General features: G+C 70.7%; 15 protein-coding genes and 1 riboswitch. Of the genes, 8 read left to right on the plus strand and 7 right to left on the minus strand.

Translation table 11 applies throughout. The annotated features are described in order from the left end of the window. Positions 1 to 13: 13 nt before the first annotated feature. Together ABN034_RS20790 and ABN034_RS20795 are read left to right on the plus strand one after the other, a co-directional pair. Positions 14 to 514 (plus strand): GyrI-like domain-containing protein, encoded by a 501-nt coding sequence (locus ABN034_RS20790; protein WP_349692646.1) that lies wholly within the window; start codon positions 14 to 16, stop codon positions 512 to 514. A 208-nt stretch (positions 515 to 722) separates the two neighbouring features. Beyond that, positions 723 to 1,901: a MerR family transcriptional regulator gene (locus ABN034_RS20795; protein WP_349692647.1), complete on the plus strand. Its 1,179-nt coding sequence runs from the start codon at positions 723 to 725 to the stop codon at positions 1,899 to 1,901. Between the two features lie 180 nt (positions 1,902 to 2,081). On the opposite strand, the gene ABN034_RS20800 is transcribed toward ABN034_RS20795, so the two are convergent. Together ABN034_RS20800 and ABN034_RS20805 are read right to left on the minus strand one after the other, a co-directional pair. Then, a complete protein-coding gene (locus tag ABN034_RS20800) occupies positions 2,082 to 3,230 on the minus strand; it encodes a ketopantoate reductase family protein (RefSeq protein WP_349692648.1) in 1,149 nt (382 codons plus the stop codon). Positions 3,231 to 3,501: 271 nt separating this feature from the next. Further along, positions 3,502 to 4,866, minus strand: coding sequence for a TrpB-like pyridoxal phosphate-dependent enzyme (locus tag ABN034_RS20805; RefSeq protein ID WP_349692649.1), 1,365 nt, complete (start codon positions 4,864 to 4,866; stop codon positions 3,502 to 3,504). A 266-nt stretch (positions 4,867 to 5,132) separates the two neighbouring features. Then, positions 5,133 to 5,260, plus strand: a riboswitch (SAM riboswitch). 39 nt (positions 5,261 to 5,299) lie between these two features. On the opposite strand from ABN034_RS20805, the gene ABN034_RS20810 reads away from it, so the two are divergent. Further along, a complete protein-coding gene (locus ABN034_RS20810; protein WP_349692650.1) occupies positions 5,300 to 6,838 on the plus strand; it encodes an aminotransferase class V-fold PLP-dependent enzyme in 1,539 nt (512 codons plus the stop codon). Positions 6,839 to 6,991: 153 nt separating this feature from the next. On the opposite strand, the gene ABN034_RS20815 is transcribed toward ABN034_RS20810, so the two are convergent. Together ABN034_RS20815 and ABN034_RS20820 are read right to left on the minus strand one after the other, a co-directional pair. Then, entirely contained in the window at positions 6,992 to 8,101 is a 1,110-nt protein-coding gene (locus ABN034_RS20815) for a glycoside hydrolase family 6 protein (protein ID WP_349692651.1), read from the minus strand. A gap of 349 nt (positions 8,102 to 8,450) precedes the next feature. Next, positions 8,451 to 8,939, minus strand: coding sequence for a glutathione peroxidase (locus ABN034_RS20820; RefSeq protein WP_349692652.1), 489 nt, complete (start codon positions 8,937 to 8,939; stop codon positions 8,451 to 8,453). 146 nt (positions 8,940 to 9,085) lie between these two features. Between ABN034_RS20820 and sigJ the strand changes: the two genes are divergently transcribed. Continuing rightward, the gene (gene sigJ, locus ABN034_RS20825; protein ID WP_349692653.1) at positions 9,086 to 10,111 is read left to right on the plus strand and encodes an RNA polymerase sigma factor SigJ; all 1,026 of its coding nucleotides are present in this window, start codon (positions 9,086 to 9,088) and stop codon (positions 10,109 to 10,111) included. A 90-nt stretch (positions 10,112 to 10,201) separates the two neighbouring features. Here sigJ and ABN034_RS20830 read toward each other — a convergent pair whose 3' ends face one another. Then, positions 10,202 to 10,465 carry a GntR family transcriptional regulator gene (locus ABN034_RS20830; protein WP_349692654.1) on the minus strand — a complete coding sequence of 88 codons (264 nt, stop codon included), beginning with the start codon at positions 10,463 to 10,465 and terminating at the stop codon, positions 10,202 to 10,204. Between the two features lie 200 nt (positions 10,466 to 10,665). On the opposite strand from ABN034_RS20830, the gene ABN034_RS20835 reads away from it, so the two are divergent. Beyond that, positions 10,666 to 10,929, plus strand: a complete 264-nt coding sequence (locus ABN034_RS20835; RefSeq protein WP_349692655.1) for a zinc finger domain-containing protein — start codon at positions 10,666 to 10,668, stop codon at positions 10,927 to 10,929. A 242-nt stretch (positions 10,930 to 11,171) separates the two neighbouring features. Next, entirely contained in the window at positions 11,172 to 12,356 is a 1,185-nt protein-coding gene (locus tag ABN034_RS20840) for an NAD(P)-binding protein (protein ID WP_349692656.1), read from the plus strand. A 29-nt stretch (positions 12,357 to 12,385) separates the two neighbouring features. Here ABN034_RS20840 and ABN034_RS20845 read toward each other — a convergent pair whose 3' ends face one another. Beyond that, on the minus strand, positions 12,386 to 12,571 hold the full coding sequence (locus ABN034_RS20845; protein WP_349692657.1) for a helix-turn-helix domain-containing protein: 186 nt from the start codon (positions 12,569 to 12,571) through the stop codon (positions 12,386 to 12,388). A gap of 46 nt (positions 12,572 to 12,617) precedes the next feature. On the opposite strand from ABN034_RS20845, the gene pdxR reads away from it, so the two are divergent. After that, positions 12,618 to 14,150: a MocR-like pyridoxine biosynthesis transcription factor PdxR gene (gene pdxR / locus ABN034_RS20850; RefSeq protein ID WP_349692658.1), complete on the plus strand. Its 1,533-nt coding sequence runs from the start codon at positions 12,618 to 12,620 to the stop codon at positions 14,148 to 14,150. Positions 14,151 to 14,298: 148 nt separating this feature from the next. After that, positions 14,299 to 14,739, plus strand: coding sequence for a MarR family winged helix-turn-helix transcriptional regulator (locus tag ABN034_RS20855; RefSeq protein WP_349692659.1), 441 nt, complete (start codon positions 14,299 to 14,301; stop codon positions 14,737 to 14,739). 30 nt (positions 14,740 to 14,769) lie between these two features. On the opposite strand, the gene ABN034_RS20860 is transcribed toward ABN034_RS20855, so the two are convergent. After that, positions 14,770 to 15,705 carry a beta-ketoacyl-ACP synthase III gene (locus ABN034_RS20860; RefSeq protein ID WP_349692660.1) on the minus strand — a complete coding sequence of 312 codons (936 nt, stop codon included), beginning with the start codon at positions 15,703 to 15,705 and terminating at the stop codon, positions 14,770 to 14,772. Positions 15,706 to 15,795 lie beyond the last annotated feature (90 nt).

The following is a 15,795-nucleotide window of genomic DNA, read 5'->3' on the forward strand; positions in this document are numbered from 1 at the left end:
AGGTGCTCCACCCATGAACATCAGCCAACCCACGATCATCGACCGGGCGGCGCAGCCCTACGTCGCGATCACGTCGTCCGTCCCGATGAACCAACTCGGCAGCGACCTCCCGCCGCTGATCGGCGAGGTGTTCGGCTGGCTCGGAGCGCGCGACATCGCCCCGGCCGGCTCGCCGTTCTGGAAGTACAACATCATCGACATGGAGGGCGAGCTCGAGGTCGAGGTCGGCGTACCCGTGGCCAGCGAGGTCACCGGTGACGACCGCGTACAGGGGGGCGTCCTGCCCGCGGGCCGCTACGCCACGCTCCACCACGTCGGCCATCCCGACGAGCTGATCGACGCCACCGCCGCTCTGCTCAAGTGGGCCGACGGTGAGGGTCTCACCTGGGACGTATCGGACACGCCGGCCGGTGAGCGGTGGGCCGCCCGCCTGGAGTTGTACCAAACCGATCCGGACGAGGAGCCCGACATGGACAAGTGGGAGACGGACCTCGTCTTCAAGCTCTCCGACTGACCATCGCCCGGGAGGTCCGGCACCGGTCCTCCCGGGCCCACTCCTCGTCCCCGCGGACGTCGACTCGCGTCCGCTCGTCCAGTGATCATGATCGTGATCCTGAAGGATTTTCGGCGTATGAAGCCGACTTCCTCTTCATGATCATGGACCAGGCGGCCGCTCTCGGGCTTCATCTGTCGAGTCACCACCCACGTCGTACGCTGCCGGCGTGACCCCAACCGAGGGCCTCACCGAAGGCACCACCCCCGCCCCTGCCCGCCGCGACGCCGACGCCTCGGGGACGTCGGCTGCCGACGGTCCGGGCAGAGGGACCGCTGCGATCCCCGCCGCAGACATCCGGCCCACGTCGACCGTTGAGGCCCCCGCCGCATCCATCGCTGAGGCCCCCGCTACATCCACCGCTGACAGCCTGGGCGGTCGTACCGTCGACGCGGCACCCGCAGGCATCGCCGACCCCACGCGCCCAGGCATCACCGACCCCACGCGCCCAGGCATCACCGACCCCACGTCCCCAAGTACCACCGACATCCCGGCCGGAGACGCCGCGGAGGCGACGGACCAATTGCTGAGCATCGGCGTGTTCGCCCGGCGGTCGCGGCTGTCGCTGAAGGCACTCCGGCTCTACGACCGGCTGGGCCTGCTCACCCCGGCCGATGTCGATCCGGGCAACGGATACCGGCGGTACCGGGAGAGCCAGCTGTTCGCGGCCCGGCTGATCGTGCTGTTGCGGCAGCTCGACATGCCGCTGTCAACAGTGCGGGACATCCTCGCGGCGCCCGGCGCAACGGGGGCCGACGTCCTCACCGCGTACTGGGAGGCCATCGAACGCCGGCTCGCCGGTCAACGGGAACTGGCCGCACTTCTCCGCACCAGCCTGCTCGGCGGGGACGCCCGGTTCGACGGGTACGACGTGCGCGAGCGGGAGGTCCCCGATCAGCTGGTGCTCACCGAGTGCCGGCACCTGCGCCTGGAGGAGCTCGAGTCCTGGCTTACCGCGACGAAGGTCCGGCTGTCGGCGGTCGCCCAGGACAACGGCGGGATGACCGGGCCGCTCTTCGTCATCTTCCACGGCGCGGTCAACGACGACAGCGACGGACCGGTCGAGGTCTGCGTACCGGTGCGGCGGGACGTCGGACGTGACGGGGCGTTACCCGCTGATGGTCCTGCCGCGCGGGAGGAGCCGGCCCACCGCGAGGCGTACGTCCGGGTGACCAAGGCGCAGTTCGACATGCCACAGATCCTGTCCGCCTACGACGCCGTTGAACGCTGGATGACCGCGCGGAAGCGGACCTGCGCCGGGTCGCCGCGCGAGGTCCACCCTCCCGGCGTCGACATCGCCGCGGCCGCGCCGACCGACCACGTGTGCGACGTCGCGTACCCGATCTGACCGACCCCCTCGAAGGGACGCCGGTCCAGCGACCAGCAGGAGGATCGCCAGGACGTCGATCGGACGCTGTTCGGGCTGGTTGTGGGCCGCGCCGAAGGTCCCCCCTGCGATCAGGACCGGGCGATGACCAGCGGGACGCGGACGGGGTACGCCAGCGATGCCGGTCCACCACAGCCGTTCCTACCGCGTGGGGAGTACGCCTTCGGCAGCGGCATCGTTCGTACCCTCGCCAACCGCGTCGTTCGTGCCTGCGCCAACCGGGCCATTCGTACCGTCTGACCCGTCCCGGTCGGAGTGTGCTCCGTCCCGGCCGGTGGGCGCCGGTCCCTGGCCGCTGGCGTCGGGCACCGCGTCGAGGCGGGCGAGGAACACCTCGGGCGACATCAGCCCTGGCGGACTGCCCGCGCGGGCGGCCTGGTTGGCGAGCTGGCGGGCGAGTTCGTTGGCGGGGGTGGGTACGCCGTGGAGCCGGCCGAGAAGGACGATCTCGCCGTTGAGATAGTCGGCCTCGATCGTCCGGGTGCCCCTCGCGAGGCTCTGCCACGAGGAGCTGCCGGTGCGGTCCTGGCCGTTGACCGGTTTGACCTGCAGCAGGTCGCCGCGGCGGGCCCGGTCCTCCTCGAACGACTGGTACTCGATGCCGGCCGCGTCCAGCGCCGCGAGCCCTTCCGCGCGCAGTCGGTCGATCACCTCGTCGCGGCCGTCGCCTCGCGTGCACACGGCGTCGACGGCGTTGCCGAGGTTGCCGAGCAGCTTGGTGTACTTCCGCCGCATGATGTCGGGACGCGGTTCGGAGGCGAACGTCGCGGACCGGAACGCCTCCGCGACCTCACGGGCGGTGTCGTCGACACCGCTCGGGTACCTGCCGAGGTCGAGGATCCCGGTGACCGGCGTGGACGGTGCCTGGACGACCCCCGGCGTGAGGTACGTCGCGGGGAACATCACGTGGACGCCGTAGACATTGGCGAACTGCCGCAGCACCGTAGGCTCGTTCGCGACGCCGTTCTGCACGCAGAAGACCGGCGTCTGCGCGTCGGCCGCTCCAGCGAGGGCCCGGACCGCGTCCGCCGTGTCCGTACTCTTCATCGTCAGCAGCACGATGTCGCCGCGCCGCCACTCGATCCCGCTCGGGTCCCCCACCGCGGGCAGCTGAGCCGTCTCCGTGTCGTACGGCGACTCCACCCGCAGCCCGCCGGACCGGATCGCGTCGAGGTGCGCTCCCCGCGCGATCAGTACGACCTCGTGGCCCGCTCTGTGCAGTCGAGCTCCCAACACGCCGCCGATCGCCCCGGCACCGTAGACGACGAACCGCCGACCCGCCTCACCCATGTCCTGTCTCCCAAGGATTCGTCCCGCCCGAACTCCCGTCGTACGAAGGTCTATCGACTGGGCGGGGCCGCTGGCAAATGACCACGTTGAGCAGGCAGGTGTGACCTGGACCGGTGCCGATGCCTGGCCGTGCGTCCGTACGCCTGCTCAGCGTGGTCATTTGCCGCCGCCGCAGAACGCCTGCGCCATGCGGGAGGAGCCGTCGCCTGCCCGGGAAGACCAGCTCGCCATCCGGGAGGAACCGTCGCCCTATCCGGGAAGGGCCGGCGCGCTATGCGGGGACGGTGGGCAGGCCGGCGACCGCGGCGGCCACCTGGTCCGAGGCGAGTTCGTGGTCGACCAGCTCACCGGCGAGATACGTACCGTAGGCGGCGAGATCCAGGTGACCGTGCCCGCACAGTGCGGTGAGGATGACCTTCTCCTCGCCAGACTCCTTGCAGCGCAGGGCTTCGTCGATGCACGCGGCGAGCGCGTGGGTGGGCTCCGGCGCCGGCACGATCCCTTCCGTACGCGCGAACCGCACACCCGCCTCGAAGCACTCCCGCTGCGTCTTCGCCACCGCCTCGATCAGGCCCAGCTCGTAGATGTGGGAGAGCAGCGGCGACATGCCGTGGTAGCGCAGCCCGCCGGCGTGGATCGGATCGGGGATGAAGTCGTGGCCCAGCGTGTGCATCTTCATCAGGGGCGTCATCCCGGCGGTGTCGCCGAAGTCGTACGCATAGACGCCCTTCGTCAGCGACGGGCAGCTCGCCGGCTCCACCGCGCGGATCGTGACGTCGAGGCCACCCGCCAGCTTCTCGCGGAGGAAGGGGAACGCGAGCCCGCCGAAGTTCGAGCCGCCGCCGGTGCAGCCGATGAGGACGTCCGGTGTCAACCCCACCTTGCCGAACTGCGCGACCGCCTCCTCGCCGATGATCGTCTGGTGCAGCAGCACGTGGTTGAGGACGCTGCCGAGGGAGTAGTTGGTGTCGGCGTTCGTCGCCGCGACCTCGACCGCCTCCGAGATCGCGATGCCGAGCGACCCGGGCGAGTCGGGATCCTTCTCCAGCACGGCGCGCCCGGCCGCGGTCAGGTCCGACGGCGACGGGTGGATGGTGCCGCCGAACGTCTCGATCATGATCTTGCGGTACGGCTTCTGGTCGTACGACGCGCGCACCTGCCAGACCTCGCAGGCCAGGTCGTACTGCGAGCAGGCGAACGCCAGCGCCGAACCCCACTGGCCCGCGCCTGTCTCGGTCGTCAACCTGCGTACGCCCGCCTTGGCGTTGTAGTACGCCTGTGGCACGGCGGTGTTGGGCTTGTGGGACCCTGCGGGTGAGCCGCCTTCGTACTTGTAGAAGATCTTGGCCGGCGTGCCGAGCGCCCTCTCCAGGCGATGGGCGCGGTAGAGCGGCGACGGCCGCCACAGCCGGTAGACGTCGAGGACCTCCTCGGGAATGTCGACGTACCGCTCGGTCGTCACCTCCTGCAGGATGAGGTCCGTCGGGAAGAGCGGCGCGAGGTCGTCCGGGCCAACCGGCTGGTGGGTGCCCGGGTGCAGGACCGGCGGCGGTGGGCTCGGCAGGTCTGCGAGCACGTTGTACCAGGCTCGTGGCAGCTCGGACTCGTCGAGAACAATCTTCGTCGGCACAGGCATGCCGGTCACGGTAGCCGGGCCGCGTCGATGGGCGGAACCCCGAAGCCGTGGGTACGCCCGGTCGGTTCACCGGACGGTCAGGACGCGGACGCGCCCGAGCGGGCCCGCAGCGGTCAGTTCGACGACCTCGATCGCTCGATCGCCTGCCAGGCTGCGGATGTGGGCCTCCGATGGCCGCCCAGCCGAGCTGCCCACATATTGGTACGCGCGTCCATTATTTGATACATCGAGGCGAGTGGGTCCTGCCACCGGTTAGCGTGTGTCGCGGTCATGAGTGCCAGCAAGGGCGACCACGCCCTGCGAGCCCCGGCTTGCTGGCCGGCAACCCTCCAACCGCGGTGGGGTGCCCCGGGTGAGGACCAGGTGGTGCCGCCCGGCACCACAAGCGCGGGACCCGCAGCCCACAGGGTCCCCGAGACCTTGTGAGGTACGCATGACACCCGTCGACACCGCGCCTGCGCCCTGTGCGCCCTTCGTCCCCAGCGCCACGCCGCCCGGCGCCACCACACTGTCGTTCAGCCCCACCACACTGTCGTTCAGCCCCACCCCACAGTCGTTCACCGCCACCCCACAGTCGTTCACCGCCACCTCGCCGCCGCCGAACACCGCTCTACCCTCGCCGAACACCGTTCCACCTGGCTCAGAAGCCGGCCTCAAGCCGCTCCTCCCGGTGGTCGGTGCCGACCTGCAGGTGCCGGTCGTCAGCGGCCAGCAGGTGCCTTACGTCCAGCTCGACTATGCCGCAAGCGCGCCCTGCCTGTCAGCCGTCGCGGCCCACCTGAACGGCGTCCTCCCGTTCTACGCGAGCGTGCACCGAGGGGCGGGATACACCTCGCAGGTGAGTACGACGCTCTACGAGACCGCGCGGGCCAAGGTCGCCGCGTTCGTGGGTGCCCGCCCGGACGACGTGGTGGTCTTCAGCCGCAACACGACCGATGCGCTCACCCTGCTCGCACACTGCGTACCCACCGGCGCTGTACCTACCGCCGGGGTCGTCCACCTCGACATCGAACATCACGCCAACCTGCTCCCGTGGCGGCATCGCGCGAGTGGGAAGACCCGCTGCGTCCTTGCCGGCACCACGCAGCGCGCCACGCTCGTCAGCCTGCGCGCCGAACTCGCCGCCCGCCCGGCCGCACTGGTCGCGGTCACCGGCGCGTCCAACGTCACCGGCGAACTGCTGCCGATCGCCGACATCGTGGAGATCGCGCACGCTGCCGGGGCGCGGGTCGTCGTGGACGCGGCCCAACTCGCCCCGCACCGCCGGATCGACCTGGCGGCCAGCGGTGTGGACTACCTCGCGCTGTCGGGTCACAAGCTCTACGCACCGTTCGGGGCCGGTGTCCTCGTCGGACGTCGCGACTGGCTCGACGCCGCCTCGGCCTACCTTCCCGGTGGCGGCGCGGCGCGCGACGTCGGCCTCACCCACACCGATTGGGCACCCGCGCCCGCCCGGCACGAGGGTGGTACGCCCAACGTGCTCGGCGCGGTGGCGCTCGGCTTTGCCTGCGACACCCTGGCCGGCCTCCCCGACGGTGCGCTCGAAACCCACGAGGAGACCCTTCGGCAACGCCTGACCGAGCGGCTGGCCAGCATTCCCGGCGTACGCCTGCATCGGATCTGGCGGGACAGCCCGAGCTCGATCGGTGTGGTGGCGTTCTCGGTGGGCGAGTTCCACCCGGGTCTCGTCGCGGCGTACGTCTCGGCCGAGCACGGCATCGGCATCCGGCATGGACGGTTCTGCGCCCACCCGCTGGTGTCCCGGCTGGGTGCGCCGGAGGGTGCGCTGCGGGCGAGCTTCGGGGTCGGGAGCACGGTGGCCGACGTCGACCGGCTCGCCGATGCCGTGAGCGCGCTGGTCTCGGCGGGAACCCGCTGGTCGTACTCCGACAGCAGCGGTGCGTGGGCCCCGACGCCGGACCCGCGGCCCTATCCGTCGTGGGCGCAGCCGGACGCGGCGGCGGTCCCGTGAGCCTGTTGCTCACCACGCCGCTGCTCGAGGCGTTCGCAGCGCGTGGACGAAGGGCTCCCTCGTCCAGAACTACATGCGATGAAGGGCGCCCTGAGGCGAACCTATGGGAGCAGGGCGCCCCTCATCCAGTGCCGCCTGGGTTGACGGCCACTCTCAGTCGCCGGTGGGATCGGCACGGCTGAGTCCCAGGTCCCGTTGCCACGGATCCTGGTCACGGCTCACCACGCCCGTACTCTTCCGCAACCCCAGCAGCCACTGTCCGCCGTCGGACCCGGTGAGCAGCCCCAACGCGGCGGACGGCTGGAAGTCACCCGCGTTGCCCTCGGGTGCAACACCGCAGGCACCGTCGTATTCACCGGGCGGCTTCACCCACAGCTGCAGGTCGAGCCCGTACGCACCACCGGGTCGCGGGCGGTCCCCGACCTGCTGACCAGCCGGGTTGCACCACTCCGATCCCGCAGGTGGGCGACCGTTCCGGCTGGTGTCGATGACGAACGTGGGATGGATACCGTCCGGTTCCATCCGTTCGACGACCTCCTGGCCGTACGCCACGTTGGCCTCGGTCGGCTGGTAGTTGGAGACGTTGAGCGAGAAGCCGCGCGCGTTGCCGACATGGGCCCGGCGGAGGCGCTCGGCCATGGTCGCGGAGTCGACCCAGTTGGAGTGCCCCGCGTCGATGTAGACCCACGTGTTGGGTGCGCGGTTGGCGAACTGGTCCACGGCGTACGAGATCAGCGCGAGCGCCTCGTTCCGCTGCGTGTCGGGGCGGCAGTCCAACTGTGCAAGGGCATCCGGCTCGAGGATCACCACGGCCGGTCGCTGGCCGACCGCACCGGCGAGGCCGTCGACCCATTTCCGGTACGCCACCGAGCCGTCCGCGCCGCCAGCACTGAACTGGCCGCAGTCACGGCCCGGGATGTTGTACGCCACCAGCACCGGCAGTTTGTCGGCCGCCTCGGCTCCGCGTACGTACATGCTGGCTTCCGCGCGATCGTTGTCGTTGCCCAGGAACCACCGGCTGATCGGCATCTCGGCGATCCCGGTCTTGATCGCCTCCTGACGCGGGTCACCGGGGTTGGTCCGCACCCATTTGGCAGGTTGCGACCGCGGGTCGACGTAGAGGCCGGTCGTCATCGATACGGGATCGCCAGGCATCGACCGGCCCGCCGGCCAGGTGAGGCCCGACCACTGCCCAGACCACAGCCTGGACTGAGGATTGAGGCTCACGACGCTCACGGCACTGAAGAAGAGAAGGAGTGCCACCAGAACCGCCACCGCGGTTCGGCGGCGTGGACGCGTCGGTCGTGTGCCCGGAAGGTCCATCGCTGTCTCCCCCTGGGTACCGGTGCCGGCCGCACACTGCTGTGGACGTGGGCCATGCCAACGTAACCCGGGGGTAGGGAAGGCGTCCGCGACTCCGCGGATCGGTGCCAGATGCCCGGCCTGTCCCGCCGTGACGAGTGTGGCGAACGCGTTTCATGCGTGGCAAACCGCGCAGGTACAGGGCCAGTGCGGACAGCTTGTGCCGGAACGCCGCATCCGCCGGAACGCCGCATCCGTCGAACCTCGTCGGCAAACCGACCCAGACCTCCGACGGTCGGACGAACGGCCCTCAGCGGGGGAGCTGCGCCTCCACGGCGGCGACGAGGGCCGCGTCCTCAGGATCCGTGCGCGGCCGGAACCGGCCGACGACAACGCCCTGCGGGTCGACGAGGAACTTCTCGAAGTTCCACTGCACGTCTCCCGCCTCGCCGTCGGCGTCAGCCGTGGAGGTGAGCTCGACATAGACCGGGTGCCGGTCGGCACCGTTGACGTCGAGCTTCTCGAACATCGGGAACGTCACGCCGTACGTCGTGGAGCAGAACTCCTGGATCTCCTCGTGCGTACCCGGCTCCTGCCCACCGAACTGGTTGCACGGGAAGCCGACGACCGAGAAGCCACGGTCGGCAAAGCGCTGGTGAAGGCGTTCCAGGCCGGAGTACTGCGGCGTGAGGCCACATTTGGAGGCGACGTTGACGACCAGCAGAGTCGAGCCGGCGAGGTCGCCAAGTGAACCGGAGTCGCCGGCGAGGGTACGCAGCGGGATGTCGTGAATGCTCACGGTGGTCCTTCCGGAATTCGGGCGGCGAGACAACTCTCGGCACCCTCGAGCGTGGGACGCGCGGTCGACAATACCCATGCCATCCGCGTGGCGGCCGTGAGCGGACCCGCGCCACCGTCGTTCCCGCGCACTGGTAGGACTGCAGTGTGCACAGCGGTGACGATGAGGACGCCGGGCCCGACGGCGTTGCGGCGTTCAACCCGCATCGCGAGCTGCTCTTCGGCGTCGCCTACCGCGTGCTCGGCCGTGCGGTGGACGCCGAGGATGTCGTCCAGGACGCCTGGCTGCGTTGGCGGGACGTCGACCACGCGCGCATCGTGGACGTCCGTGCGTACCTCGTGAAGGTCACCACCAGACTCGCCATCGACCGGCTCCGCAGCGCCCAACGCAGGCGTGAGACCTACGTCGGCCCATGGTTGCCGGAGCCCATCCTCACCGGTACTGGCCACACTCGCGCCGGCCTTCCTGGCTCCGACCTTCACGCCACCAACGTCGCGGGCGACGGCGTCGCCGGCAGCAGTCTCACGGGCGGTGGCCTCACCAGTCCGGACGTCGCCGACGAGGTGGCGCGCGCCGAGACGGTGTCGTTCGCCCTGCTGGTGGTCCTCGAAGCCCTGTCTCCGCTGGAACGCGCGGTCTTCGTGCTGCGGGAGGCGTTCGCCCTGTCCTACGCCGAGATCGGGGAGGTGTTGGACCGGACCGAGGAGGCCGTGCGCCAGCTCGCCCGCCGCGCGCGCGACCACGTACGCGAACGCCGGCCGAGGTTCGACACCGACCACGCGACCCAGCGGAGGGTGACGGAGCAGTTCCTCGCGGCCAGTATGTCCGGCGATCTCGCGTCCCTCATGCGGGTCCTCGCGCCGGACGTCACGCTGCACGGCGATGGCGGCGGCGTGGCCAAAGGGCCGCTCCGCGTCATCTCCACCGCCGACAAGGTGGGCCGCTTCCTGCTCGGCATGGCCACCAACGCACCACCGGAGCCGCGGGCCTTCCTCGCCACGGTCAACGGCCAGGTCGCGCTCGTCGTCACCTCGCGCGGCGTACCGCACTCGGTTCTCGCGCTCGAGGTGGCGGACGGCAGGGTGACGACCGTGCGGCTGATCGCCAACCCGGACAAACTCCGCGGCCTGCGGGACATCGAACGAGTCGGAACGTCCATCCCGCTCGGCTGACCGGCCGGACCCGCGTGTGCTTGCGCCACGACGGATCGCAAAACCACGTCGGCCGTACGAAGTGCAGTCAGTGGCTGGTGATCACGCCAGTCAGCGCTTGGACTCGTCCTCGGTCACATAGGTGCCGCGTCCCGTGACGGTGAAAGCAAGCCCTTCCTCGACGACCAGGCGCACTGCCCTCCGCACCGTCGCGCGCGCCAGTCCGTACTCGCCTATCAGCTGAGACTCGGACGGAATCGGCCAGCCGGGCTCCCAGTCGCCGCGTGCGATCCGTGCGGCAAGGATGCCTGCAAGCTGCCGGTAGGGCGGCTCCGGGGCGTTGTGTCGCACCTGATCGTCAGGTCCGTAGTCCATGGCTGGGCAGGCTAGGGCGGGCAATCATAGCCGCACCGGGTCATCATCGGCTGCACTTGGATGTAGACGTCTAGGTCGGGCTAGGGTTACAGTTGCCGTCGCTCGGGGGGTCAAGCGAGGGAGGCGACTGTGCGGTGGAAGGTGGCGACGTTCGCGGCGTTCGTCCTGATCGGCATGGTGTGCGCGGCGGGGTTCGGCCAGTGAGCGCGGATGCGGAGATGGCCGACCCGATCGACTCCGGCGTGGTGGACTGGGTGTTCGAAGGGTCGGTGGCCGCGGACTTCGGCTACACGCAGGGCGATCTGGGCATCCTGGCCCGGTTGCTGTGCCGCCCCTGCCCCACCTGCGGGGCCGAGCCGGGAACCTGGTGCCGCACGCGGAACGGCCGGGTGCTCGTCGGTCTGGACGCCCAGCATTCCGCGCGGCGGCAATTCCAGGCCGGGTGCACCTCCGTCGTCCGGTGATCATGATTGTGATCGTGAAGGAAAAGTCGGCTATCCACCGAAAGTCTTCATGATCACGATCACGATCATGATCACGATCATGATCACGGGCAGGACGGCGTGAAACTCACCGGGCAGCCGACCGAACGGACCATGTCACGTCCGGGTCCTTCCCGTCGTCCGAGTGGGTGGACGGACCGCGGCCGATGGCCCCGAACCACGGCGGCCGCCCGCGGCCGGCGTACACGGGTAGGAGTTCCCGCATGAAGCAGGTGACCGTGATCGGCGGCGGGCTGGGCGGCCTCGTCGCCGCGATCGCAGCCGCCGAGGCCGGCGCGAGAGTCGAGCTTTTCGAGTCACACCAGACGCTGGGCGGGCGGGCGCGCTCGACCGAGGGCGCGTACATCGCGAACGACGGTCCGCACGTCTTCTACAGCGACGGCCCGCACTGGCCGTGGCTCGTCGAGCGTCGCATCGTCACGCCAGCGGCGAGGATCCCGCTCCGTGAGGGCCGCTGGCTGCGCTTCCGCCACAAGGGCCGCCGCCGCGCCATGCCCCCGGCCGGCGTCCTGCGAGCCGCGAGCCGCCGGCGCCTCGAGGCGCCAGTCGACCAGGACTTCCGCAGCTGGGCGACCTCCCTGTTCGGCGCCGAGAGCGCGCGGATGACAGCGAACATGATGGGCGTCGCGACGTTCGACCGTGACCCTGGCCGGCTGTCGGCGGCGTTCGTCTGGGAGCGCTTCCTGCGGGTCACGCGGCCTGGCTATCCCTCCCCGCGCTACGTCGTCGGTGGTTGGCGGGCCGCCGTCGACCGGCTCGCCGCGCGGGCGCGCGAACTCGGCGTACGCATCGAGACCGGAGCCCGGGTCGACGTCCTGCCGACATCCACCCCGGTGATCGTGGCGACCTCGCTCGACGCGGCCCGCCACCTGCTGCGCGACGACACGCTGCGGTGGGAGAGCGGACGGACGGCGATGCTCGATCTCGGCGTACGACGGCACAAGGGTGACGCGTTGGTCGTCTTCGACCTCGACGAGGCAGGATTCTTCGAACGCTTCACTGGACCGGACCCCACACTGGCGCCGCGCGACCACTCACTCGTGCAGGCGCAGATGCCGTTGCGGGTCGGTGAGTCCAAGGCCTCGGGGCTCGCGCGGCTGGAGGTTCTCGTGGACCTCGCGCTACCGGGATGGCGGGAGCGTACGACGTGGCGGCGCGAAGCCGTGGCGGCCGGGCGTACCGGAGCACTCGACCTGCCAGGCACCAGCTGGCGGGACCGGCCGGCGATCGACCGCGGCCACGGTGTCTATCTGGTCGGCGACCAGGTGGCGGCGCCCGGCCTGCTCTCCGAGGTCACCCTGGCGAGCGCCCGCCAAGCCGCTCACCTCGCAGCCGGTGCGCCAGGACCCGCGGTCCTCGCCGCGCACCAACCGGCAGTCCGCCCGTAGCTTGCGGACAGGGCACGTCCTGCGACGGTTCACGGCGTGCCGCCGCCGGGGGTGATCAACCCACGGTCGAACGCGGTCGCCACCGCGGCGGCACGATCGTTGACGCCGAGCTTGGCGTAGATGTGGAGTACGTGCGTCTTCACGGTTGCCTCGCTGATGAACAGCTTCGCCGCCGCCTCCCGGTTGGTCGACCCCTTGGCGATCAGGCCAAGCACCGGCGGGCGTTCCAGAAGAATTGGTCTGGGCGTACGATCCAGTCTCGTGGCCACCACACGTGCCAAACTCGCCTGGGACACCCTCGTCGACGTCGAGGCGGCTGGGCCGGGACCCCTACACGAACGCTTGACCCGGTCGCTCCGGCAGGCGATCCGCGACGGCCGGCTTCCGCCGAGCAGCGCGCTTCCGCCCAGCCGCGCACTCGCGACCGACCTCGGCTGCTCGCGCTGGGTCGTGACGCAGGCGTACGAACAACTGGTCGCTGAGGGCTATCTCACCGCGCGCACCGGCTCGGCGACCACCGTGCGCGCGGCCGGTCCGACCGAGGACCGGGGGGCCGCACCCAACCGTCCGGGCGGCGGCACCACGACGCCTGGCACGGGAGTCCCCTCCGCCACCAGCGCACCGGGCCGTACCCCCTCACATCCTGGCTCGGCGGGATCGGGCCACACATCGAACCGGTACGACCTCGCGCCCGGACTCCCGGACCTGCGGGCGTTCCCGCGTCGGCGTTGGGTGGAGGCGGTGCGCTCGCAGCTGGCCACCATGCCGTACGACGATCTCGGCTATCCCACGCCCGGCGGCGCGCCGCACCTGCGTGAGGTGATGGCCGACTACCTCCGCCGCGTCCGGGGCGCCCTCACCGACGCCGGCGATGTCACCTGCTGCTCGAGCGTCTCGGACGGGGTGGCCCGACTCGCGACATGCCTGCGTACGGTCGGCATCGAGCGGATCGCGGTCGAGGACCCCGGCTGGACCAGGCTCCGGCAGACCATCGAACGCGTCGGCGTGCGTACCGTCGGCATTCCCGTCGACGCCGACGGACTCCGCGCTGACGAACTCGCGAAACGGCGGGACGTCCGGGCGGTCCTGGTCACGCCGGCCCACCAGTTCCCGACCGGAGTCGTCCTCACACCGGGACGCCGCGCAGTGCTGCTCGACTGGGCGCGTGACGTCGACGGGCTGATCCTCGAGGACGACTACGACGCGGAGTTCCGTTACGACCGGCGACCGGTCGGGACCCTGCAGGGTGCGGATCCGGAGCACGTCGCGCTGTTCGGTTCGTTGTCCAAGACGTTGTCGCCGGCGATCGGGATCGGCTGGATGGTCACGCCCGCCCGCTGGACGGCCGAACTCCGCGCCGGGGAGGGCGGCATGTCGATGCCGTCGGCACTCGACCAACTGGCGTTCGGGGAGTTCGTCGAGTCCGGTGGGTACGACCGGCACCTCCGGGCCGCCCGCCAGCGATACCGCCGCCGCCGCGACGCCCTGGTCGCCGCCATCGACGCGCGCCTGCCCAGGTGCACGCTGTCCGGTGTCGCGGCGGGCCTCCACCTCGTCCTCCGGCTCGAGCCGGGGACCCCGACCGCGGAGGTGGTTGCCCGTGCGGCCGCCAGCGGTGTCCGGGTCGCCGACCTCGACGCGTACCGGGTTCGGCCCGACCCGTCCGCACCCGCCCTCGTCCTCGGCTACGGCAACCTGCCCGACGGCGCCGTCGAGCCCGCGGTGAGGCTGCTCGCCGCCGCGGTCGCTGCGGTACGCCCGGACGCTTCCGTCCGCACGCCGGCCGGCCGCTGACGGTCGGCCGCTGACGGTCGGCCCTTGGATCAGGGCACCCCTCATCCAAACCGCCGATCCATGAGGGCGCCCCTCACCCAAGGCGAGCAGCTCCGACCCGGCGGCCGGGCGACGACCTCGATGGACGCTGACCGAGGAGAATGGCGCGATGGGCGAGACTCCGGCCAGTTGGCCGAACGACGAGTTCCAGGCCGTGTTCTGGGCGACCAAGCGTGCCCTCGCCGAGGCCGCCGATGTGGCGTACCGGCGTCACGGCGTACGCGACGGGCAGCAGTTCCTCCTGATGGCACTGTGGAAGGAGGACGGCCTGCCGCCAGGTGAGCTCGCCCGGCGGCTGGGGCTCGCGACGCCGACGGTCACCCGGGCTGCCATCCGGATGGAGGCCGCGGGACTCGTCACCCGCACCCCTGACCTCTCCGACCGCCGCCTGGTCCGAATCCACCTCACCGAGCGCGGACGCGACCTGCAGCACGTCCTGGACAAGGAGATGCGCGCCCTCTCCGACCGCGCCCTCGCGACGCTCTCCGACGAGCAACGCACGACGCTGATCGAGGCGCTCGACCTGATCCGCCGCAACGTCAGCCGCTGATCCCACCCCGCCCGCCAGCGCCCGTCGACACTACGGGCAGCGGATCACCTGGCCGGCGTAGGAGAGTCCCCCGCCGAAACCGAACAGCAGCACCGGCGCACCCGACGGGATCTCGCCGCGTTCGACGAGCTTGGACAGGGCGAGCGGAACGCTCGCCGCCGACGTGTTGCCCGACTCCACGACGTCGCGGGCGACCACCGCGTCCGTCACCCCGAGTTGGCGGGCGATCGGCTCGATGATGCGCAGGTTGGCCTGATGGGGGACGAACGCCGCAAGCTCCTCCGGCGCGATCCCGGCCCGATCGCAGGCCTGCCGCGCGAGACCGGCCACCGCGGTCGTCGCCCAGCGGAAGACCGCCAGTCCTTCCTGCGAGAAGACGCCCGGTACACCCTCGATGCGTACGGCGTTGGACAGCTCGGGTACGCAGCCCCACACGACCGGCCCGATGCCAGGCTCCTCAGCGGCACGCACCACCGCCGCTCCGGCGCCGTCGCCGACCAACACGCACGTCGTACGGTCGGTCCAGTCGGTGAACTCGGTCAGCTTCTCCGACGCGATGACGAGGGCGTTCCGTGCGGCGCCGGCCTGGATCGCATGGTCGGCGGTCGCGAGGCCATAACAGAAGCCCGAGCAGGCGGTGTTGATGTCGTACGCCGCGGGGGCGCGCACACCCAACCGCGCCGCCACCCGCCCGGCCATGTTGGGTGACCTGTCTCTCGCCGTGCAGGTCGCGACCACGACAAGGTCGATGTCCTCGGCGCCGAGACCACCGGCCGACAACGCCTTCTCCGCCGCGTACGCCGCCATCTCGTCCACGGACTCCGTCTCGGCGACGTGCCTGGTACGGATGCCGACCCGGGTGCGGATCCATTCGTCGTTCGTGTCGACGATCTTCGCGAGATCGTCGTTGGTGAGAACCTTTGCCGGCTGGTAATGCCCGAGTGCCACGACCCGCGATCCCGTCACTGCGCGCTCCCTTGTGTACGACGTCGGTGACGCTTCCACTGTCATCGATCTCCCGGCGAGAAGGTACCCGCCCGGTCGCCAGTACCTACC

Origin of the sequence: Actinopolymorpha sp. B11F2, assembly GCF_040195635.1 — a bacterium.
Lineage (GTDB): Bacteria > Actinomycetota > Actinomycetes > Propionibacteriales > Actinopolymorphaceae > Thermasporomyces.

Bases quoted from the DNA above. Each gene is read 5' to 3' on its own strand.
- ABN034_RS20855 (WP_349692659.1), top strand. From the start codon at position 14,299: ATGGGCGAGACTCCGGCCAGTTGGCCGAACGACGAGTTCCAGGCCGTG.
- ABN034_RS20840 (WP_349692656.1), top strand. From the start codon at position 11,172: ATGAAGCAGGTGACCGTGATCGGCGGCGGGCTGGGCGGCCTCGTCGCC.
- ABN034_RS20805 (WP_349692649.1), bottom strand. From the start codon at position 4,866: ATGCCTGTGCCGACGAAGATTGTTCTCGACGAGTCCGAGCTGCCACGA.
- ABN034_RS20790 (WP_349692646.1), top strand. From the start codon at position 14: ATGAACATCAGCCAACCCACGATCATCGACCGGGCGGCGCAGCCCTAC.
- ABN034_RS20830 (WP_349692654.1), bottom strand. From the start codon at position 10,465: ATGGACTACGGACCTGACGATCAGGTGCGACACAACGCCCCGGAGCCG.
- ABN034_RS20800 (WP_349692648.1), bottom strand. From the start codon at position 3,230: ATGGGTGAGGCGGGTCGGCGGTTCGTCGTCTACGGTGCCGGGGCGATC.
- ABN034_RS20810 (WP_349692650.1), top strand. From the start codon at position 5,300: ATGACACCCGTCGACACCGCGCCTGCGCCCTGTGCGCCCTTCGTCCCC.